The 19115-nt window shown below is 66.0% G+C and carries 16 protein-coding genes and 2 pseudogenes; 12 read left to right on the top strand and 6 right to left on the bottom strand.

The window, feature by feature from the left end:
* Nucleotide 1: 1 nt before the first annotated feature.
* The gene (locus CVM50_RS00515) at nucleotides 2-892 is read right to left on the bottom strand and encodes a LysR family transcriptional regulator (RefSeq protein ID WP_100148401.1); all 891 of its coding nucleotides are present in this window, start codon (nucleotides 890-892) and stop codon (nucleotides 2-4) included.
* 111 nt (nucleotides 893-1003) lie between these two features.
* Here CVM50_RS00515 and CVM50_RS00520 point away from each other — a divergent pair, with 111 nt between their 5' ends.
* The 10 genes and pseudogenes from CVM50_RS00520 to CVM50_RS22115 all read left to right on the top strand — a co-directional run bounded on the left by CVM50_RS00520 (nucleotide 1004) and on the right by CVM50_RS22115 (nucleotide 12967).
* On the top strand, nucleotides 1004-2236 hold the full coding sequence (locus CVM50_RS00520; RefSeq protein ID WP_198431829.1) for an amidohydrolase: 1233 nt from the start codon (nucleotides 1004-1006) through the stop codon (nucleotides 2234-2236).
* Entirely contained in the window at nucleotides 2233-3273 is a 1041-nt protein-coding gene (locus CVM50_RS00525) for a TRAP transporter substrate-binding protein (protein ID WP_085890061.1), read from the top strand. Before CVM50_RS00520 ends, CVM50_RS00525 begins: the two co-directional genes overlap by 4 nt.
* Nucleotides 3270-3797: a TRAP transporter small permease gene (locus CVM50_RS00530; RefSeq protein WP_085890060.1), complete on the top strand. Its 528-nt coding sequence runs from the start codon at nucleotides 3270-3272 to the stop codon at nucleotides 3795-3797. The genes CVM50_RS00525 and CVM50_RS00530 overlap by 4 nt, the downstream gene beginning before the upstream one ends.
* The gene (locus CVM50_RS00535; protein WP_085890059.1) at nucleotides 3794-5083 is read left to right on the top strand and encodes a TRAP transporter large permease; all 1290 of its coding nucleotides are present in this window, start codon (nucleotides 3794-3796) and stop codon (nucleotides 5081-5083) included. Before CVM50_RS00530 ends, CVM50_RS00535 begins: the two co-directional genes overlap by 4 nt.
* Nucleotides 5084-5093: 10 nt before the next feature.
* Entirely contained in the window at nucleotides 5094-5561 is a 468-nt protein-coding gene (locus tag CVM50_RS00540) for a DUF3237 domain-containing protein (protein ID WP_085890058.1), read from the top strand.
* Between the two features lie 212 nt (nucleotides 5562-5773).
* Nucleotides 5774-6631 (top strand): annotated as a pseudogene (locus tag CVM50_RS00545) (transposase); the annotation flags it as partial.
* 928 nt (nucleotides 6632-7559) lie between these two features.
* A pseudogene (locus CVM50_RS00550) lies at nucleotides 7560-7757 on the top strand (winged helix-turn-helix domain-containing protein); the annotation flags it as partial.
* A gap of 354 nt (nucleotides 7758-8111) precedes the next feature.
* Nucleotides 8112-10538 carry an NAD-dependent DNA ligase LigA gene (gene ligA / locus CVM50_RS00555; RefSeq protein WP_085890057.1) on the top strand — a complete coding sequence of 809 codons (2427 nt, stop codon included), beginning with the start codon at nucleotides 8112-8114 and terminating at the stop codon, nucleotides 10536-10538.
* Nucleotides 10535-12625: an ATP-dependent DNA helicase RecG gene (gene recG / locus CVM50_RS00560; protein ID WP_085890056.1), complete on the top strand. Its 2091-nt coding sequence runs from the start codon at nucleotides 10535-10537 to the stop codon at nucleotides 12623-12625. The genes ligA and recG overlap by 4 nt, the downstream gene beginning before the upstream one ends.
* Before the next feature lie 219 nt (nucleotides 12626-12844).
* On the top strand, nucleotides 12845-12967 hold the full coding sequence (locus CVM50_RS22115) for a hypothetical protein (protein ID WP_263624943.1): 123 nt from the start codon (nucleotides 12845-12847) through the stop codon (nucleotides 12965-12967).
* A gap of 271 nt (nucleotides 12968-13238) precedes the next feature.
* Here CVM50_RS22115 and CVM50_RS00565 read toward each other — a convergent pair whose 3' ends face one another.
* Both CVM50_RS00565 and CVM50_RS00570 read right to left on the bottom strand, forming a co-directional pair.
* Complete coding sequence (locus CVM50_RS00565) at nucleotides 13239-14660, bottom strand: methyl-accepting chemotaxis protein (RefSeq protein ID WP_085890055.1); 1422 nt, start codon at nucleotides 14658-14660, stop codon at nucleotides 13239-13241.
* A 57-nt stretch (nucleotides 14661-14717) separates the two neighbouring features.
* Complete coding sequence (locus CVM50_RS00570; protein ID WP_085890054.1) at nucleotides 14718-15167, bottom strand: iron-sulfur cluster assembly scaffold protein; 450 nt, start codon at nucleotides 15165-15167, stop codon at nucleotides 14718-14720.
* Nucleotides 15168-15269: 102 nt separating this feature from the next.
* Here CVM50_RS00570 and hisI point away from each other — a divergent pair, with 102 nt between their 5' ends.
* Nucleotides 15270-15629 carry a phosphoribosyl-AMP cyclohydrolase gene (gene hisI, locus CVM50_RS00575; protein ID WP_085890053.1) on the top strand — a complete coding sequence of 120 codons (360 nt, stop codon included), beginning with the start codon at nucleotides 15270-15272 and terminating at the stop codon, nucleotides 15627-15629.
* Between the two features lie 7 nt (nucleotides 15630-15636).
* Here hisI and gluQRS read toward each other — a convergent pair whose 3' ends face one another.
* The gene (gene gluQRS / locus CVM50_RS00580; protein WP_085890052.1) at nucleotides 15637-16518 is read right to left on the bottom strand and encodes a tRNA glutamyl-Q(34) synthetase GluQRS; all 882 of its coding nucleotides are present in this window, start codon (nucleotides 16516-16518) and stop codon (nucleotides 15637-15639) included.
* Between the two features lie 127 nt (nucleotides 16519-16645).
* Between gluQRS and CVM50_RS22120 the strand changes: the two genes are divergently transcribed.
* A complete protein-coding gene (locus CVM50_RS22120; protein ID WP_269778391.1) occupies nucleotides 16646-16774 on the top strand; it encodes a hypothetical protein in 129 nt (42 codons plus the stop codon).
* Between the two features lie 93 nt (nucleotides 16775-16867).
* On the opposite strand, the gene CVM50_RS00585 is transcribed toward CVM50_RS22120, so the two are convergent.
* Complete coding sequence (locus tag CVM50_RS00585) at nucleotides 16868-17488, bottom strand: class I SAM-dependent DNA methyltransferase (protein WP_085890051.1); 621 nt, start codon at nucleotides 17486-17488, stop codon at nucleotides 16868-16870.
* Between the two features lie 173 nt (nucleotides 17489-17661).
* On the bottom strand, nucleotides 17662-19044 hold the full coding sequence (gene trmFO / locus CVM50_RS00590) for a methylenetetrahydrofolate--tRNA-(uracil(54)-C(5))-methyltransferase (FADH(2)-oxidizing) TrmFO (protein ID WP_085890050.1): 1383 nt from the start codon (nucleotides 19042-19044) through the stop codon (nucleotides 17662-17664).
* Nucleotides 19045-19115 lie beyond the last annotated feature (71 nt).

The following is a 19115-nucleotide window of genomic DNA, read 5'->3' on the forward strand; positions in this document are numbered from 1 at the left end:
GCTAGATCTTCAAGCTGATATGTTCAGCGATGGAGATCAGGTCCTGAACGGCCTGGCTCTTGGGCATATGTGTCATCGTGAGCGCGCCCATGGGTATGGGCTCGGGTAGTTCCGGCAGGCCGACACGGTAGATTCCCGCCGGGGCCAGCCGAGCATAGTATAGCGGTTCCGGACAGACAGCGATCACGTCCAGCTCCTCGACAAGAGAAGAAAGCATCTGCGCCGAGCGGCAGAGGATGGTCTTGTTTCGCAATTTGACACCCTTGCGAGACATCCAGCTGTGGAAGTAGGCATCCGTGGTCGCAGGTGAGGGGTTTAGCACCCACTGCTCGTGGGTGAGCGCCTCCCAGGATTGCGGCTTGGCGAGGTCCTTCTTGCGGGTCACGGCAACCATGTTCACCGTGCGGAACTGCTGAAAAGTCAGCTCGTTTGGTAACTCCGTCGGCTCGACGATACAGAACGAGACGTCCAGGGACCCGTCGATCAGCCGAGGCAGCGAGGAGGATAGGATACCGATATCCAGCTCCAGCTGCCCGTCGGGATAGCGGCGGCGGAACTGGTTGTAGAGGCGAGAGATTCCCAGCGAGGCAAGGAAAGGCGTTACCGCAATGCGGGCGCGGGGCACGGTCTGCCCGGATATTCGACGCACATCCTCTTCGGCACGGCGCAGCGTGGCCTGCACGAGGCGGGCGTGCTGAAGCAGGCTGCGGCCCGCCTCCGTGAACTCGGTGCCATGCTGCCGCCGGTCCAGCAAGGCGGCCCCCGTGTCCCGTTCAAGCTCCCTGAGCGAGCGGGTCAGCGCGCTCTGGCTGAGGCCGAGGGAATTGGCGGCACTGCGGATGGAGCCATTGTCGGATAGCGCCACTAGGGCGCGCAACTGTGTCAGGCGCATAGGAGTCTCTTTCTGGTCTGGTCAGGGGAGAAGAGGAGGGCAACATAAAGTTGTCAACCGCCATAATTTAATGTCTCCCCAGCTTGGGGGCAGGCTGCTTTGAGTGTCGCCATGAATGACAAACACTACCAAGAGCGCCCCGACGCGGAGCTGATGCGCCAATGGCGCCATGAGCTGCACCAGAACCCCGAGATCGGCTTCGAGCTGCCTAGAACCTCTGCCATGGTGGCCAAGCTGCTGGAAGGCTGGGGCTACGAGGTGACCAAGGGCCTGGCCGAGACCGGCGTCGTCGGTCGGATGAGCTTCGGCGATCCTGCCAAGGGTCCGGTGATCGGCATGCGCGCCGACATGGACGCCCTGCCGATCACCGAGGCGACGGGCTTGCCCTATGCCTCGACCACCCCAGGTGCCATGCATGCCTGCGGGCACGATGGTCACACGGCCATGCTGTTGGGTGGGGCCGAGCTGATGGCGCGGCGCGCTGCCGCCGGCGAGCTGGTCGGCAATGGCACGGTGGTGCTTATCTTCCAGCCCGCTGAAGAAGTCGGCGGCAGCGATAGCGGCGCCCAGCGGATGATCAAGGAGGGGCTTTTCGAGAAATTCCCCTGTGACGCCGTCTTCGGTATCCACAACGGGCCCACCGAAGAGGAAGGCCACATGCACTTTCGCCCCGGCGCTTTCATGTGCTCCTCCGACACGGTGACACTGCGCTTCAAAGGCAGCGCCAGCCATGGGGCAACGCCGCATCTGGCCAGGGATGCGGCACTGGCCATGTCGGCAACGGTGCTGGCCCTGCACAGCATCGTCTCGCGCAACCTGAACCCGCTGGATACGGGCATCCTGTCCATCGGAAAGCTGTCGTCGGGGACGGTCTTCAACGTCATTCCCGGCGAGGCCGAACTGGTGCTGGCGGTGCGTGCATTGCGACCCGAAGTGGCCGCCCGCATCCACGAGCGTATCGCCGAGGTGACCCATGCCCAGGCGGCTGCCTATGGCTGTACCGCCGAGATCGAAACCGACTACGGCTATCCTTCGGTCTTCAACGATCCGGCGGTGACCAACCTTGCCATCGCAACGGCCAGGCGGCTTTTCGGCGAAGAGGTGGTGGAGCCCGAGGCCGAGCCGGTCACCGCCAGCGAGGACTTCGCCTTCTACGGCCTCAGCCGTCCGTCGGCCTTCTTCATCCTCGGCAACGGCGTCAGCGGCCATCGCGACGGCAAGCCCATCGGGCATGTCTCTGTCCACAACCCCCATTACGACTTCAACGATAAGATCCTTCCCCTCGGTGCCGAGTACTGGGCCGGGCTGGCGGAGGATGCATTCCAACAAGGAGCTCTCAAATGAACAGCCTGACCAAACTCTCTCTTGTCGCGGCCCTGGGTCTGACGCTGGCCACCCCCGTCTCTGCCGAGACCGTGCTGCGCATGTCGAGCTGGGCGCCTTCGACATCGGACCTGGTGACCAAGCTTCTCACTCCCTGGACCGAAGCCGTCTCGGAGGCGACGGAGGGTCGGGTGACGATCCAGACCATGCCCAATGCGCTCGGGGCCCCGGCGCAGCACTACGAGCTGGCACGCAAGGGCATCGCCGATGTCACCTGGGGCAACCTGACCTATGAGCCCGACCGCTTCAAATCCGTCTGGTTTGCCGAGCTTCCCCTGTCGGGCGGCAATGGCGAGGCGGCCTCGGCAGCTCTGTGGGAGACCTACCAGACCCACCTGAAGGACTTGCCGGTCTTCGATGGCACCCACATGCTGGCGACCGGCCTGCTGGGCGGCGGCTCGATCCACCATTCCTCGAAGGCGCTGGACGATCCGGAGGACTTCGCCAATGAGAAGATCCGCATGGGCGGCCCGATCCAGAAACGCCTGCTGGAAGAAATGGGCGCGATCCCCGTCGCCGGTCCCGCCACCAAGGCCTACGAACTGGTCGACGGCGGTGTCATCGACGGCTCGCTGCACCCGCTGGAATCGGTGCTGGGCTTCCACGTGGAGGACAAGCTGACCAATCACACCATTGTCGATGAGGGCTTCTACGACGGCTTCTTCTTCGTGGTGATCAACGAGCGCAGCTGGCAGCGCATCTCGGAAGAGGACCGCGCGGCGATCGAGGAGGTCTCGGGTGAGGTCTTCTCGCGCCAGTGGGGCGCCTTCTTCGACCGCCAGAACGCCGAAGCGCGGGGCGAGCTCGAGGGGATGGGCCATACCTTCGTCTCCCCTTCGCCGGCGCTGCAGTCGAAAATCAAAGAGGTGCGCGCCACCATGCTTTCCGAATGGGTCACTGACGGGGCGGATTTCGACCTGCCGAACGCGCAGGAAGTGGTGGACTTCTACGAAGCCAGCTACGAGGCCAAGCTCAAGGCACTTCAGGAGGGCCAATGACCTATCCGCTGAAAGGCATTGCAGCGCGGATCAGGGCTGTGATTACCCTTGGGATGATGGCGGCGCTTGCCGCCATCGTCGCGCTGACCTTCTGCGACGTGCTGGGGCGGCATCTCTTCGGCCACCCGGTGTTCGGTGCGCATGACATCACTGAGCATCTGATGGCGCTGATCATCTTCCTCGGCTTGCCGTTGATCTCGCTCGAGGGTGGGCATCTGACCGTGGATCTCTTCGACCGCTACCTGTTGCGTCGCGCCCTCTGGCCCTGGCATCTGGCGGTCGCGGCCCTCATGGCGGCACTGCTGCTGTTCCTCGCCTGGGTCATGTGGCAGGCCGCAGCCGAGGCGCGCCAATTCAAGGAGGTCAGTCAGGCGCTGAACATCCCGCGCGACGGCCTCTATGTCTTCTTCTCGATATCTGCCGGGCTTTCGGCGCTGGCCGTGCTGGTGCAGAGCTGGGAAGCCACTGCCGGCCGCCTGGCCCGTGCTGGCTATACGGGCCAATCAAATGAGGGTGCGCAATGATCCTGGGCGTCACTTCCCTGGCCGCGATCCTGATGCTGGCCTTCCTGCGGGTGCCGCTTGGCTTCGCGCTGCTCGGGGTTTCCCTGTCCGGGCTGGCTTGGCTGGCGGGGCCGCAACTGGCGGGCTCCATGCTGGCCATGACGATTTCCGAAAACGCCTTCTCCTACGATCTGGCCGTGCTGCCCATGTTCGTTCTGATGGGCAACATCCTGGCCGCCACCGGCATCTCGGATGACCTCTTCCGCGCGGCGAACGCCTGGCTGGGCGCAAGGCGTGGCGGGCTGGCACTGGCCACCATGGTCAGCTGCGCGGGCTTTGCCTCGGTCTCGGGCTCGTCCTTCGCGACGGCGGCGACCATGTCCAAGGTGGCCTATCCGCCGATGAAGAGCTTCGGCTATTCCGACAAGTTGGCTTCGGCAACCATCGCCGCAGGAGGCACCCTGGGCATCCTGATCCCGCCCTCTACCATCCTCATTCTCTACGGCATCCTAACCGAGACCAGTATCGGAGACCTCTTCATTGCCGGTATCGGGCCGGGCGTGCTTGGCCTGCTGCTCTATGCGCTGGTCGTGGTAGTGATCAGCCACTTGCGCCCCGAAGAGGCCCCCCGCGCCGAACCCCAACCGCTGGACGAGAAGCTGCGCGCCTTGTCGGGGGTATGGCCCTTCGCGCTGCTCTTCCTGACCATCATCGGCGGCATTTACCTGAAGCTCTTCACCCCGACCGAGGCGGCGGGCATGGGGGCGGGCTTCGCCATCCTGATCGCCATGCTGCTGGGACGCCTCAACCTGAAGATCCTGGGCGAGGCCTTCCGCGAGACGGTGATGACGACGGTGATGCTTTACGTGGTGCTCTTCGGGGCCATGCTGCTGGCCAAGCTGATTTCCATGTCGGGCATGGGCTTCGCGGTGCAGGCGCTGGTGACGGAAAGCGGCCTTGGCCCCTACCAGACCCTGCTGGCCATCCTGGGCATCTTCCTGGTGTTGGGCTGCGTAATGGAAAGCCTGGCGATCATCCTGATCTGCGTGCCGCTGTTCGCGCCGGTGGTGCAGGCCATGGGCATGGACCTGGTGTGGTTCGGCATCCTCGTGGTGGTGGTCACCGAGATCGGCCTGATCACACCGCCCGTGGGCATGAACGTCTTCGTACTGAACTCCTGCCTGCCGGGTGTCTCAATGCCGACTATCTTCCGCGGGCTGCTGCCCTTCATCGCCATCGACGTGCTGCGGCTGGGACTGCTGATCACCCTGCCATGGATCGCCTTGGCCCTGGTCAACGCAAGCTGAGGAACGCGCCGTGAACTTTCCCGCCGGCACCCTGACCCTGCGCCCCTGCTGGACCGCCCATGTCCTGCTGGAGCCGACCCGAGAGCAGGGGCAGGGGCCCCTGGGCACCCGCCTGATCGTGCCGATCACCGGGGGCCATTTTGAAGGGACCCTCGATCCCGGCGGCCCTGCGCCGCGCGCCTTCTCGGGGCGCGTCCTGCCGGGTGGTTTCGACCTGCAACGCTTGCGCGCTGATGGTGCCAAGGAGCTGGAGGCGATCTACCACATGGAGACCGATGACGGCACGGGCATCGAGATCCGCAACCACGCGCTGCTGACCTATGATGCCGAGGGCGGCCTAGCCTATTCGCGCTCGCGCATCCACGTGGAAGCGCCCGAGGGGCCCTATGCATGGCTTAACCAAAGAATCTTCGTTGGTTCGGTTCAGGTGATGCGTCCTCAGGTCGAAGTCCTAATCCGCTCATTCGTCCTAGAGTGAGCGGCATTCATCGCGTCTTTCCAGTCAGTACATGGCTGGGGGCTAGCTTTCGAAAAGCCCTAGCGCGACTGCCGGTGTGCGTTTCAACAAAGACGGAGCAAGCGGCATGGCGTATGGTCCTAGAGTCAGGTCGCGATATTCATGTTTTGTGCTTTTTATGTTCTCGAGCTTTCGCAACAAGATTTCGTCCAGTTTCATGAGGTTACGGTCGGCTTGCACGTCTGAAGGCAATGGAATAGGCCCTGACCGAGGCGCCCGATGGGCAGATCTCGCTGACGGATCCCGATGCCCGGGCCATGGCGACCAGCGCCCGACACAGCGGCATGGTCGGCTACAACGTCCAGACCGCGGTCGATACCGAGACGCATCTGATCGTGGCGCATGACGTGACCAATCAAAGCTTCGACCGCGACCAGCTGAGCCCGATGGCGGCGGCAGCCAGGAAGGCTCTTCGGCGCGATGACCTGCACGCCATCGCTGACAAGGGATACTTCAGCGGGTCTCAGATCCTAGCCTGCCATCAGGCTGGGATCACCACAACCGTGCCGCGCCCCGAGACATCCGGCAACCGGGGCAAGGGCATGTATGTGAAGGCTGACTTTGCCTATGACCCGGCCCGCGATGCCTATCTCTGCCCGGCGGGCGAAGAGCTGACCTACCGCTACACGCGTGAGGAGGACGGGCTGCGGGTCGGCCGCTACTGGACCAATGAATGCCAGAGCTGTCCGGTTCGTCACCGCTGCACCAGTGGCAAGGAACGTCGGATCACCCGCTGGGAGCATGAGCACCTGGTCGATGCGATGCGCAAAAGACTGGGTGGGGAGGCGGATCCGATGACCCTGCGCCGCTGTACGGTCGAACACCCGTTCGGCACCCTCAAGGCCTGGATGGGGCACACCCATTTCCTGACGCGGAGGCTGAAGAACGTCCGCACCGAAATGGCGCTGAATGTCCTAGCCTACAACATCAAGCGGGTGGTCGCGTTGATCGGCATTCGGGGCCTGATGCGGGCCATTGCCGCCCGATCGGGACCTGCCGCGCCTCAAGCGCAGACGCCAGGCCTTGCCTGAAAGGGATCACCACGCCGCCACGCGTGCAAAGAGTGTCGGAGCCCGCTGAAAGCGAGCAGCGCGACCAACCAGCAGCCGACTGCCCCTGCCGGCACGTTTCCACACAGCCTCGGCCGAAAGTGCCCGAGGGAGCGGCCTTAGGCAGGTCGCGAGAAGTGTCCGCTCCCTGCGCTTAGCGGTCATCCAGGCGCACTTGCACGAACGGCAGGCCCCTGCGCTTAGCGGTCGTCCAGGAGTCCTGTCCTGAACGGCAGCTCCCTGCGCGGTCCAGTCATTCGCTGCGCCTGGTACGAATGAAGGCTTTGGGCGGGAAGCCTCGACCAGCCCACAGGCCTATTGGCGTTCAGCTATAGCGGATTACTGCATTATCGCTGCCATTCTTCCAAGGCGCAGCCTAAGAGCACGCGTTTGGCTGAGCCTTCGTTGCAGCGTCTCTGTTAGGCGGAGGCGAAGAGAGCGGTTCTAAGTGTGTATGTGGCCTTTTAGTTGACCGGAGGCCTTGGGTTTCTGCTCGCTCGTAGATCTGGACTGCAAGTACCGCTCAGTCACGTTGAGCCCGCGCAGTAGCCATTTCATGCCATCTGCCCATGGTTCGGCACATTGAGGACACGCCGGCGTCGTCGCGTACCTCACATCTGAAATCGTCATCCTGGTGAAGGCGCCACAGGCCGAGCAAGAGCGGTCGATTGCAAGGTGGTCGAATCTGGTGGGTGGAAACGCGGGGGCGGTCATCAGGGCAGTCGTCACAAAGCTGGAGAAGGAGCAAGGAACACACTCCTAAGCATAGCGTCCTCCGGTTTCAGGGAACACTATCCTAAGGTCTAAAAATCATGCTCAGAAGCGTTTCAATATTCACTATTTGTTTTCGTTTTGTCGGGGTCTGGTGTGACCTATAAGATGTTGAAAGAGTTTAGAATTCCGAGCAATCCTGAACCATCTCTACGGCGGCATGGATGAGCCGGAGCTGAAGATCATCGACGTCTTCATCTGCAAGCTGCGCAAGAAGCTGTCGACCGCTACCGAGGGCGACAACTATATCGAAACCGTCTGGGGCCGCGGCTATGTGCTGCGCGATCCCGAGCCGGAACAGATGGACGAGAAGAGGATCGCGCTCGGCGCCGGCTGACCCGCGCCCGGCCACCGCTCAGGTTTTCTGGGCGGTCCGCGCATGAAGTGACGACCGCAGGGCCAGGGCTGTCGCCGGCCGGATGGGTCTGCGCAGCTCGCGCCCTTATGTCGTTCTGCCGGAGCCCGGCACCCATCCCGCACGTCGACCCAGTTCGCACCGGTGACGAGGCGTTGCCCGCTCGGCACGCGTTTCAACCCTGGCAGGGGGCGTCGCAGAGCCGGACGCTGGTCCCTGCGGGCTGACGCCCCAGCCCCTGCCGGTTGCGCAAGTCGCTGGACCTCGCTTTCCACCCCGCCTATCTCTTTCCCCAATCGGCCGGACCGGCCGAGGGTCAGGACAAGGGGATCGTGCATGACGGGTGAGACGGCGCAGAAGGCAGTGGAAACGCTGACACCGGCAGAGGCAGAGGGCGAACTGGCCCGCCTGGCCGAGGCGCTGAATGCGGCGAATCTGGCCTATCACCAGAGCGATGCGCCCGAAATATCCGATGCCGAGTATGACGCGCTGAAGATCCGCAACGCGGAGATCGAGGCGCGTTTCCCCGACCTGAAACGCGCCGACAGCCCCTCCGACCAGGTGGGCGCGGCCCCGGCCGAAGGCTTCGGCAAGGTGCGCCACGAGGTGCGGATGCTCTCGCTCGGCAATGCCTTCGAGGACGGGGACGTGCGCGACTTCGATGCGCGCATCCGGCGCTACCTCGGCCTCGGCCCGGACGCGCCGCTGGCCTACACGGCGGAACCCAAGATCGACGGCCTGTCCCTGTCGCTGCTTTACGAGAACGGCGAGCTGGTGCGCGCCGCCACCCGCGGCGATGGCGAGGAGGGCGAGAATGTCACCGCCAACGCCCGCACCATCGCCGACATCCCGACCCGCCTTGACGGCGCCCCGGACCGGCTGGAGGTGCGGGGCGAGGTCTACATGTCCCACGAGGATTTCCAGGCGCTGAACGCGCGCCAGGAGGAGGCCGGGGCCAAGACCTTCGCCAACCCGCGCAACGCCGCCGCCGGCTCCCTGCGTCAGCTGGATGCGGAGATCACCCGCGCCCGCCCGCTGCGCTTCTTCGCCTATGCCTGGGGCGCCCTGTCGGACCCGCTGGCGGACACCCAGAAGGCCGCGATCGACCGGCTGGCGGCGCTTGGTTTCCAGACCAACCCCCTGACCCGGCTTTGCGACGGACCGGAGGAGATGCTGGCCCATTACGCCCACATCGAGGAACAGCGCGCGACGCTGGGCTATGACATCGACGGCGTCGTCTACAAGGTCGACGACCTGGCGCTGCAGGGGCGCCTCGGCTTCCGCTCCACCACGCCCCGCTGGGCCATCGCCCACAAGTTCCCCGCCGAACTGGCCTGGACCCGGCTGGAGGCGATCGACATCCAGGTCGGCCGTACCGGCGCGCTCAGCCCCGTGGCGCGTCTGCATCCCGTCACCGTCGGCGGCGTCGTCGTCTCCAACGCCACGCTGCACAACGAGGACTACATCGCGGGCCGCGACAACAAGGGGGAGCGGATCCGCGCGGGCAAGGACATCCGGCCGGGCGACTGGGTGCAGGTCTACCGCGCGGGCGACGTGATCCCCAAGATCGCCGACGTGGACCTGTCGAAGCGCCCCGAGGATGCGACCCCCTACAGCTTCCCCGAAACCTGCCCCGAATGCGGATCCCAGGCGATCCGGGAGGAGGGCGACAGCGTCCGCCGTTGCACCGGGGGGCTGATCTGCCCCGCGCAGGCGGTTGAAAAACTGCGCCATTTCGTGTCCCGCGCGGCCTTCGACATCGAGGGGCTGGGGGCCAAGCAGGCCGAGTTCCTTTACGACATGTGCTGGATCGCGGAGCCTGCGGACATCTTCACCCTGCGCGCCCGGGATGCCGAGGACCGGCGCCTGGTGCGGGACCCGCAGGAGGTGACCGCGCGCTACGAGGGCGACCCCGAACGGCGCGCCGCGCTGCTGTCCGAACTGGCCGAGATGCTGCGCACCGCCGGTGTGCCGGTGGACGATACCGACCCCGCCCATGTGGCCGCAGCCATCCGCCACCTGGCCGAAACTCCGCTGGCGAAGATCAAGGGCTGGGGGGAGAAGTCGGCCGAGAACCTCTTCGACGCCATCGACACCCGCCGCGAGATTGAGCTGAACCGCGCGCTTTTCGCCCTTGGCATTCGCCACGTGGGGGAGGTCGTGTCGCAGGATCTGGCGCGCCATTTCGGCAGCTGGTCGCGGCTGACGCAGGTCGTCGACCTGGCACGCCCGGCGCAGGAACGTCACCTGCAGGCCGATGCCGCCGAGGCCGAGGAACGCGCGGCGGCGCGCGAAGCGGGGCGTCGGGCCAGCCTGAAGGCCGCGCGGGATGCGGCCTGGGCGGCGGAACCCGCCCTGACCAAGGAGCAGCGGGACGCCTGGGAAGAGCTGATCGGCATCGACGGCATCGGCGCCAAGGTCGCGGCCTCGCTTGTTGCCGCCTTCGGCCAGGAGGCCGAGCGCGCCTCCATCGACCGGCTGGCCGCCGAGCTGACGATCCTGGACGTCGAGGCGCCCGACGACAGCGGCAGCCCGGTGGCGGGGCTGACCCTGGTCTTTACCGGCACGCTGGAAAAGATGACCCGACCGGAGGCCAAGGCCCGCGCCGAGGCGCTTGGCGCCAAGGTCTCCGGCTCGGTGTCTAAGAAGACCGACATCCTGATCGCCGGGCCGGGCGCCGGGTCGAAGGCCACCAAGGCCGCCGACTTGGGCGTGCGCGTCATCGACGAGGATGGCTGGCTGTCGCTGATCGGTGACGCATGACCGGCCGGCCCGAGATCCTCTTCCCGCTCTTCGCGGGGCTGGAAACGCTGGAGGGCGTCGGGCCGAAGACGGCCAAGCACCTGGCGCAGCTCGACGTGGAGGTGCCGCGGGACATGCTGTTCCTGCTGCCTCACGGGGTCATCGACCGGCGCCGGCGCGAGACGATCCTGGGTCTGACCCTGCCGGCCACGGCCACGGTTGAGGTCACGGTGGGCGCCCATCATCCGCCGCGCAGCCGGGGCGGGGCCTATCGCATCCGCGTGGCCGATGCGGAGACGGAGTTTGACCTGATCTTCTTCCACGCCCGGTCGAACTACCTGCAGCAGATCCTGCCGGAGGGCAGCCGGCGCCTGGTCTCCGGCAAGCTGGAGATGTACGACGGGGTCGCCAACATGCCCCATCCGGACCATGTGCTGCCCCTCGACCAGGGGGACGAGATCCCGGATTTCGAACCGGTCTATCCGCTGACCGCCGGTGTGACCCAGCGGGTGATGGCCAAGGCCGCGGCCTCGGCCCTGGCCCGTGCGCCCCTGTTGCCGGAGTGGATCGACACCGGGCAGCGGGCGTCGAAGCTCTGGCCGGACTGGCTCTCGGCGCTGCGCCAGGCCCATGGGCCCGATGGGGTGGATGCCGTCAGTCCGGAGGATCCGGCGCGGGAACGGCTGGCCTATGATGAGCTGCTGGCGCATCAGCTGACCCTGGCCCTGGCGCGGATGGTCGAGCGCAAACGCGCCGGGCGCCCCAGTCACGGTGACGGGCACCTGCGCGCCAAGGTATTGAAATCGCTTCCTTACAAGCCGACCGAGGCGCAGACCCGCGCGGTTGGCGAGATTGCCGCCGACATGGGGCGCGAGGATCGCATGTCGCGGCTGTTGCAGGGCGACGTGGGCGCGGGCAAGACCCTGGTCGCCTTCCTGGCGCTGCTGATCGCCGTCGAGGCGGGCGGGCAGGGCGTGATGATGGCCCCGACCGAGATCCTGGCGCGACAGCACATGGAAGGCCTGGCGCCCCTGGCCGAGGCCGCAGGCGTCACACTGGAGATTCTGACGGGGCGCGACAAGGGCGCCGATCGCGCGGCTAAGCTCGCCCGGCTGGCAGGTGGAGAGATCGACATTCTGGTCGGCACGCACGCTGTCTTCCAGCAGGACGTGCATTTCGCCGACCTGCGCCTGGCCATCGTCGACGAACAGCATCGCTTCGGCGTCCGCCAGCGGCTGGAACTGGGGCGCAAGGGGCGCCAGGCGGACATCCTCGTGATGACCGCGACGCCGATCCCGCGGTCCCTGTCGCTGGCGCAATATGGCGACATGGACATCTCGGTGCTGGATGAGAAACCGCCCGGGCGGACCCCGGTGAAGACCACGCTGAGTTCCACCGAGCGGCTGGGAGAGATCGTCGATCATCTGGACCGTGCCACGCGCGACGGGCGGCAGGCCTACTGGGTCTGTCCGCTGGTCGAGGAGAGCGAGAAAAGCGACCTGACCGCAGCCGAGGAGCGGTTCAAGCATCTGCGCGCCCGTCTGGGCGAGGGGCGCGTGGGGCTGGTGCACGGCCAAATGCCACCGGAGCAGAAGGACGCCGCCATGGCTGCCTTCCAACGGGGCGAGACGGATGTGCTGGTCGCCACGACCGTGATCGAAGTGGGGGTGAACGTGCCCAATGCCTCGATCATGGTGATTGAACGGGCCGAGTTCTTCGGCCTGGCGCAGCTGCACCAGCTGCGCGGTCGGGTCGGCCGGGGGGAGGCGGCCTCGACCTGCCTCATGCTCTACCAGGCGCCGCTGTCGGAGGCGGGGATGAAACGGCTGACCCTGCTGCGCGAGACCGAGGACGGATTCCGCATCGCCGAGGCCGACCTGGAAATGCGCGGCGCCGGTGATCTGATCGGTACGGCACAAAGCGGGATGCCTCGGTTCCGCATCGCGGACCTGGAACGCCAGACCGCGCTGATGGCCATCGCCCAAAGCGACGCGCGCACCCTGCTGGCCAAGGATCCGTCGCTGGAAAGCCCGCGCGGGCAGGCGGCACGCACGCTTCTGTGGCTGATGGGTCAGGATGAGGCGATCCGCCTGATCAACGTCGGCTGAGGCGCCCCCGTATTCGGAGACGATGCCGCCCGTCCTTCCATCTGGGAGAGACGGCGAACACCCCTGTGCCGGTCTGACAGAGAACGGGCTAACACCTTGATGTTCCGGTGAAACCCTTTTTGTTCTCAAATGTTCTTAAAAAGTTCTTTACGTGGGGCCAGGAATGTGAGAACAAAGGGGCAACGCAGAGGAATGACACCGATCGCAAGGAGCCAAGACATGCTGAAAGACTTCATCCAGGTTGCCCGCCGTTCGCCTTCGGCGCTGGTTCAGGATCTTTTCGGGGCCGCGGCCCTTGTCGTCCTTCTTCTGGGGTCACTCTATCTGCCGGCTCTGACCTGAGCCGTTTCTGCCTGCAAATCGCGAGGGGCGCGCCGGATCCCCATCCCACGGGTCGGATCGCCTGTCCGCCCGGCCGGGTCTGCCTCATCCCCCGGTGCGCGTCCCTCAGTCCCAAGCGATCTGCATCCTTGCCGCCGCCGTCCCCGTGACGTGCGGCGGTTTTTTTATGTCTGACGCGCTTCGTCCTGCGTTGCCCTTGTCCGGGCTGGGCCATGGCGGTGCCCCGCTGCTGCGCGGGCCGATCCCGACGGCAGCAAGCGCGCAATGCCTCTCAGAACCGATAGGCCAGGCGCAGCCCGCCCCAGTGACGGTTCTTGACGAAGACCGGTGCCGAGAGGTCCTTCATCAGGACGTAGTCGCCGCCGCCCATGTCGCGCCGGTAGACCTGCATCAGGAAGGGATCCTTGTTGCGTCCGGCCTTCAGCCCGACACGGTCGTCGAAGATGCGGCGGTTGCGGCAATGGGCCATGTTCCAGACCGGATCATCGGATTGCGGGTGCGAGAACTTGCGGTTGTGGGTGGGCAGGTAGCCGTTGCGATCCACCGCGGCGCAGAAGGCGACCTTGTCATCCAGCGCCAGCGCCTCTTCCAGGATCTCGGGCAGGAGCAGGTCGGTCAGCCGCGTGAAGCGGGTGGTGACCTGTTCCGGGCTGCTGTTGGGCACCGGTCGGTAGTCGGTGTCGAAGAGATCGTCGAAACTGATGCGCCCCTCGTCCACGGCCTCTTCGAAGGCGGCGCCGATGCGGCGCGCACGCGCCTGCACATCGGCGATGAAGGGGCCATCCTCGGTGTCGCCGCCAACCGCGATCGAATCCTGCACCAGCGCCTCGGACAGGTTGCGCAGCACCTGCAGGCGATGATGAACATCTTCGACCCCGTCGGCACTGTCCTGGACGCTGTTGAACATGCTCTCGATCCGCGGGGTGTAGTCGCGCAGTGCCGCGTCCGCCTCCACCGCATCGTCGCGCACCAGCTTCATCCGCGTGACGGAACGGTCCATCGCCTCCTTCACGGCGCCATTCATCTCGGCCACCTTGTCGCCGGTATGCGAAAGCTCTCGCGAGGTGGCGGAAACCTGGCCGGTTTCCTGCTGCAGCGTGGTGATCCAGTCCACGAGCCGCTGGATGTTGTCGCTGATCGTGTCGGCCGTGGCGCCGGTCTGCTGCGACAGCTGGTTGATCGCATCGGCTACAACCGAGAAGCCCTGACCGGCCGTGCCGGCACGGGCGGCCTCGATCTTGGCGTTGATTGCCAGCATGTTCACCTGGGCGGCGATGTCGGCGATCTGGTCGTTGCTCTGCTGGACGTCCTCCAGCACGCTTTCCACGTCCAGGGTGCGGGTGGCCAGCGTCAGCACCCAGGTCAGTACCTCGCGCGACTGGCGGCCCGCGACATCGGCCATGCCGAGCGCCTTTTCGAAACTGGCCTGGGTCTCTTCCAGCTGGGCGCAGGAATCGCGGATCGTGGTCACCATGGCCGCGTTCATCTGCAACACCTGACCTGTGCCCTCGCGCACTGTCTTCAGCTGCCGCAACAGCTGTTCGGTCTGCTGGGTCATGTCTTCGAGGAAACCGTCGACATCGACGATCTCCTGCCCGAGCGCCGAGGCGTTGCGGGCCAGCCGGTCGAGGGAAACACCGGCGGGCCGGGGGGGATCGGCGTCACGGGACGGGAAGGTTGGGTCGTGTTGCATCTGGGGCCGCTGCTGATTGCGCGACCTCAGACCTAAGGGGCAAACCCTGCGATGCGGTTAAGCGCAGTTGCTGGCTTCGGCCTGTTCCAGGGCTTCGGACAGGGCCTCCAGCGCCAGCAGGATCGAGGCATGGCGGTTCTTGTACTCGCGCGCGGGCTGCAGCACCTCCAGCCCGTCGAAGGGCGCGTCAGGCACAGGGCCGCCATCCTTCAGCATGGCGCGCAGCTGATCGCGGGCGGTCAGGATCTCCGCCTTGGTGCGACCGATCACGACGCTGCCCACGACGCTGGCCGAGGCCTGGCCCAGGGCACAGGCGCGTACCTCCTGGCCGTAGCGGGCGATCTTGCCGTCTTCGACATCCACGTCCACCGTCACGGTGGAGCCGCAGAGCGGCGCGCGTTTCTTCACCGTGGCATCGGGGTCGGCCAGACGGTCCTGGTGGGGGATCTCGGCCGCCAGCGCCAGGATGCGCGAGGAATAGAGTTTGATCAGGTCGGTCTCGCTCATGGAGCATCCTTTCCGGCGCGGCACGGCGGCGCTGGTTCTTCAGGGCGTTTCCCCCTAGATAGGCCGCAACGGCCCCATGGGAAAGGGGCGGAAAGGACACCCATGCGCTTTGACCCGAGCAATCTGAAATTCGACAACAAGGGGCTGATCCCCGCCATCGCCCAGCAGGAGGGCACCGGCGAGGTGCTGATGATGGCCTGGATGAACGCGGCGTCTATCGAGAAGACACTGGAGACCGGCCATGTCACCTACTGGTCACGCTCGCGCCAGAGCTTCTGGGCCAAGGGCGAAAGCTCCGGCCACGTGCAGAAACTGGTGGAACTGCGGGTGGATTGCGACCGCGACTGCCTGCTTCTGATCGTCGATCAGACGGGGCCAGCCTGCCATACCAACCGCCGCAACTGTTTCTACACCGCCGTGCGCGACGGCGAGGAAGTGGTGATCGCCGACCCGATGGTGTGATCGTGCCTCAGCCTGTCGGGGCTGGGGGTAGACCGACCATCTTCATGACCTCCGCCGGCGTCCGGCCGTCCTCCCGGTAAAGCCGGATGGCGCGGGCGTCGTCGCGTTTCGCCAGCCGCTTGCCGTCCGCGTCGCGGATCAGCCGGTGGTGATGGTACACGGGCGTCGGCAGGCCCAGCAGGCGGTGCAGCAGAGCGTGGATGGGCGTGGCCTCGAAGAGGTCCGCGCCGCGGACCACCTCCGTCACGCCCTGGGCCGCGTCATCCACCACCACCGCCAGGTGATAGGAGGTGCCCATCTCGCGCCGCGCCAGCACCACATCCCCGATCTTGTCGATCATCCTGCGCAGGGCGATCTCCTGCCGGCCGTGTTCGCCATTGGGGCCGCGACCGGTCTCGGTGAACTGCAGCGCTTCGTGGCGGCAGGCCCGCTCCATCGCGGCGGCCATGTTCAGACGCAGCACGGCCTCGGGCAGGGGGCCGGTGGGCGGTGTCGCGGGGCGGCAGGTGCCGGGATAGACGATGCCATCGGGGCCGACGACCGGATCGCCCCCTTCCTGCGGGGCGCTGGCGGCGGCGGCGATGTCGCGGCGGGTGCAGCTGCAGGGATAGAGCAGCCCCATGTCCCACAGCCGCTGCAATGCCGCGCGGTAGGCCGGCATGCGCTCGGACTGGCGCATCACCGGTTCGGGCCAGCTGAGGCCCAGCCAGTGCAGATCCTCGTAGATCAGCTCTTCCCACTCGGGCCGCGCGCGGCTCTGGTCGATGTCCTCGATCCGGAGCAGGAATGTGCCGCCTTCTGCCTGAGCCCGGCGGGCAGCGGTCAGCGCTGAAAAGGCGTGGCCCAGGTGCAGGGGGCCCGTGGGCGAAGGGGCAAAGCGGGTGATCATGGCGATCCACCCTAGAAAGCCGGGCGGGCCATCACAAGACGGGGCGTCTCACAATTCCGGGGTTGCTCCATATTGGCACGGGCGCGGTCGGCGCAAACTGGGGCGGGGCCTCTCCCCTGCGCTGACGTTGACCAGCGCCGACAGTGCCGATGGCAGTACCGTCAAGATGCCCTTCGTCGTCGAAGGCCGTGTCGGTTTCACCGTCAATGCCACGGCCCTGGGCAAGGCCAGCTTACGGGCGACCTACGGGCACTGAGCCGCCGCAGCCTTGCGCAGGATGCCGTAAACAGGAAGGGCGGCCCGATCAGGGCCGCCCTTCTTGCGTCGTTTCGATAGAACGGATCTGCCGTCAGCGGCGGCGGATCACCATCACGCGCGAGATCGTGTCGAGCCCCTCCAGGTGCGGCCCGTCCTCGGAGAACTCCAGCACGGCTTCGGAGCTGTTCACGGTGCGGTCGAGGGTCGTCATATACTCCTCGTCCTCCAGCGTTTGCTGGTTGTAGCTCAGCGCCAGGCGACCGCCCGAGGGCAGGGCCATGACAATCGCCGGCAGGCAGGAGGCGGGGGCGGCCCCGTGGGAAATCGCGCCCACGGCCGTCACCAGGCGATAGCGGGACACCAGGCCCGGGTCGGGGTTTCCGAAGGGCAGGGTCACCAGCTTCTCGTAGACGCCTTTCGCCTCGGCCATCTTCAGCATGCCTTCGGAGACATCGGCGCCATGCAGGCGCTTGAAGCCGGCATTGGCCAGCTCCTCGCCGGAGATACCGGTGCCGCAGCCGAAGTCGAGGACCGGAGTGGTCAGGTCGCCTTCCTTGACGCAGGATTTCAGGGCATCGACGAGCCGACCAGGGGTCAGGTAGTTGGCCTTTTCGAGTTCGCTGTCGTAGCTCTCGGCCCACTGGTCGTAAACGTCGCGTTGCTTTTCGGCGTCATCGACGCCGTAGATTTTATCCAGATAATTTTGAGACATGCCCCCTATATGGCCCAAGAGGGCGGAAAGTTCCACCCACAGGTCCGGCGCGTCGCGTGCAGGGATGCACAAGTCCGGCAAAAGGGGCTTGGAAATAAGGGCGGGCAGGGCCTGAATAGGGGCCTTGGGGCCTGTCGTCCGACACCCGGCGCGGGCCGGATGTCGGGAGGGTCTTACTCGGCGGGGCTGGCCTCGGCGCCGGTCACGGTCGACTGCAGCCAGTCGGTCCAGAGAGATTTCGCGCGGTCGGTGTAGGCCTTGTAGCGGTCCTTGCGGCCACGCCGCCCGCCCTTCAGCCCCTCGACCGGGGGGAACAGCCCGAAGTTCACGTTCATCGGCTGGAAGGTCTTGGCCTCCGCGCCGCCGGTGATGTGCGTGACCAGCGCGCCCATGGCGGTTTCCGCCGGCACGGGCGGCAGGGTCTTGCCGGTGATCTCGGCCACCGCGAGGCGCCCGGCCAGCAGGCCCATGGCGGCACTTTCCACATAACCCTCGACGCCGGTGATCTGGCCCGCGAAACGGATGTTGGGGCGCGAGCGCAGGCGCATCTCGCCGTCCAGCAGGGTGGGCGAGTTGAGGAAGGTATTGCGGTGGATGCCGCCCAGACGTGCGAAGCTGGCGTTCTCCAGCCCCGGGATCATCCGGAAGACCTCGGTCTGGGCGCCGTACTTCATCTTCGTCTGGAAACCGACGATGTTGTAGAGCGTGCCCAGCTTGTTGTCGCGGCGCAGCTGCACCACGGCCCAGGCCTTTTCATCCGGCTTGTGGGCATTGGTCAGGCCCACGGGTTTCATCGGCCCGTGCCGCAGGGTCTCGCGGCCACGCTCGGCCATGACCTCGATCGGCAGGCAGCCGTCGAAGTAGCCGGCGGTTTCGCCCTCGTGGAACTCGGTCTTGTCGGCGGCCAGAAGCGCGTCGATGAAGGCCTCGTACTGGTCCTTGGTCATCGGGCAGTTGAGGTAGGCCTTTTGCTCTTCCTCGGTTTCGCCCTTGTCGTAGCGCGACTGCATCCAGGCCGTGTCCATGTCGATGCTGTCCGCATAGACGATGGGGGCGATGGCGTCGAAGAAGGCCAGGCTTTCGGCACCGGTCTCGGCCCGGATCGCCTCGGCCAGGGCGCCGGAGGTCAGCGGGCCGGTGGCGATGATCCAGTGACCCTCGGCGGGCAGTTCGGAGATCTCGCCTTCCTCCACCGTGACCAGCGGATGGGCGCGCAGCGTCGCCGTAACCTCTTCGGAGAAGGGATCGCGGTCGACGGCCAGCGCGCCACCAGCGGGCAGGCGATGACGGTCGGCGGTCTGCATGATCAGCCCGCCCGCGGCGCGCATTTCCCAATGCAGCAGGCCGACGGCGTTCTGTTCGCTGTCGTCGGAGCGGAAAGAGTTGGAGCAGACCATCTCGGCCAGGTTGCCGGTCCGGTGGGCGAAGGTTTCCACCTGCGGGCGCATCTCGTGGATGACCACGGGGATGCCGGCCTGGGCTGCCTGCCAGGCGGCCTCGGACCCGGCCATGCCGCCGCCGATGATGTGAAGAACGTCTGAAGGGCTGTGTGTCATGGGCGCGATCTAGGCGAAGTGAGGGCGTTTGGCTAGTCCCCGGTTCTTGCGCCACGCCACCCCAAGGGGAG

It is taken from the genome of Pseudooceanicola marinus, assembly GCF_002786295.1.
Taxonomy (GTDB): domain Bacteria; phylum Pseudomonadota; class Alphaproteobacteria; order Rhodobacterales; family Rhodobacteraceae; genus Pseudooceanicola; species Pseudooceanicola marinus.

What these genes read in the sequence shown, in the direction of transcription:
- ligA (WP_085890057.1), top strand. Translation starts at nt 8,112, where the DNA reads ATGACGGGTGAGACGGCGCAGAAGGCAGTGGAAACGCTGACACCGGCA.
- trmFO (WP_085890050.1), bottom strand. Translation starts at nt 19,044, where the DNA reads ATGACACACAGCCCTTCAGACGTTCTTCACATCATCGGCGGCGGCATG.
- gluQRS (WP_085890052.1), bottom strand. Translation starts at nt 16,518, where the DNA reads ATGATCACCCGCTTTGCCCCTTCGCCCACGGGCCCCCTGCACCTGGGC.
- CVM50_RS22115 (WP_263624943.1), top strand. Translation starts at nt 12,845, where the DNA reads ATGCTGAAAGACTTCATCCAGGTTGCCCGCCGTTCGCCTTCGGCGCTG.
- recG (WP_085890056.1), top strand. Translation starts at nt 10,535, where the DNA reads ATGACCGGCCGGCCCGAGATCCTCTTCCCGCTCTTCGCGGGGCTGGAA.
- CVM50_RS00515 (WP_100148401.1), bottom strand. Translation starts at nt 892, where the DNA reads ATGCGCCTGACACAGTTGCGCGCCCTAGTGGCGCTATCCGACAATGGC.
- CVM50_RS00525 (WP_085890061.1), top strand. Translation starts at nt 2,233, where the DNA reads ATGAACAGCCTGACCAAACTCTCTCTTGTCGCGGCCCTGGGTCTGACG.
- CVM50_RS00535 (WP_085890059.1), top strand. Translation starts at nt 3,794, where the DNA reads ATGATCCTGGGCGTCACTTCCCTGGCCGCGATCCTGATGCTGGCCTTC.
- CVM50_RS00520 (WP_198431829.1), top strand. Translation starts at nt 1,004, where the DNA reads ATGAATGACAAACACTACCAAGAGCGCCCCGACGCGGAGCTGATGCGC.
- CVM50_RS00565 (WP_085890055.1), bottom strand. Translation starts at nt 14,660, where the DNA reads ATGCAACACGACCCAACCTTCCCGTCCCGTGACGCCGATCCCCCCCGG.
- CVM50_RS00585 (WP_085890051.1), bottom strand. Translation starts at nt 17,488, where the DNA reads ATGTCTCAAAATTATCTGGATAAAATCTACGGCGTCGATGACGCCGAA.
- CVM50_RS00530 (WP_085890060.1), top strand. Translation starts at nt 3,270, where the DNA reads ATGACCTATCCGCTGAAAGGCATTGCAGCGCGGATCAGGGCTGTGATT.
- hisI (WP_085890053.1), top strand. Translation starts at nt 15,270, where the DNA reads ATGCGCTTTGACCCGAGCAATCTGAAATTCGACAACAAGGGGCTGATC.
- CVM50_RS00570 (WP_085890054.1), bottom strand. Translation starts at nt 15,167, where the DNA reads ATGAGCGAGACCGACCTGATCAAACTCTATTCCTCGCGCATCCTGGCG.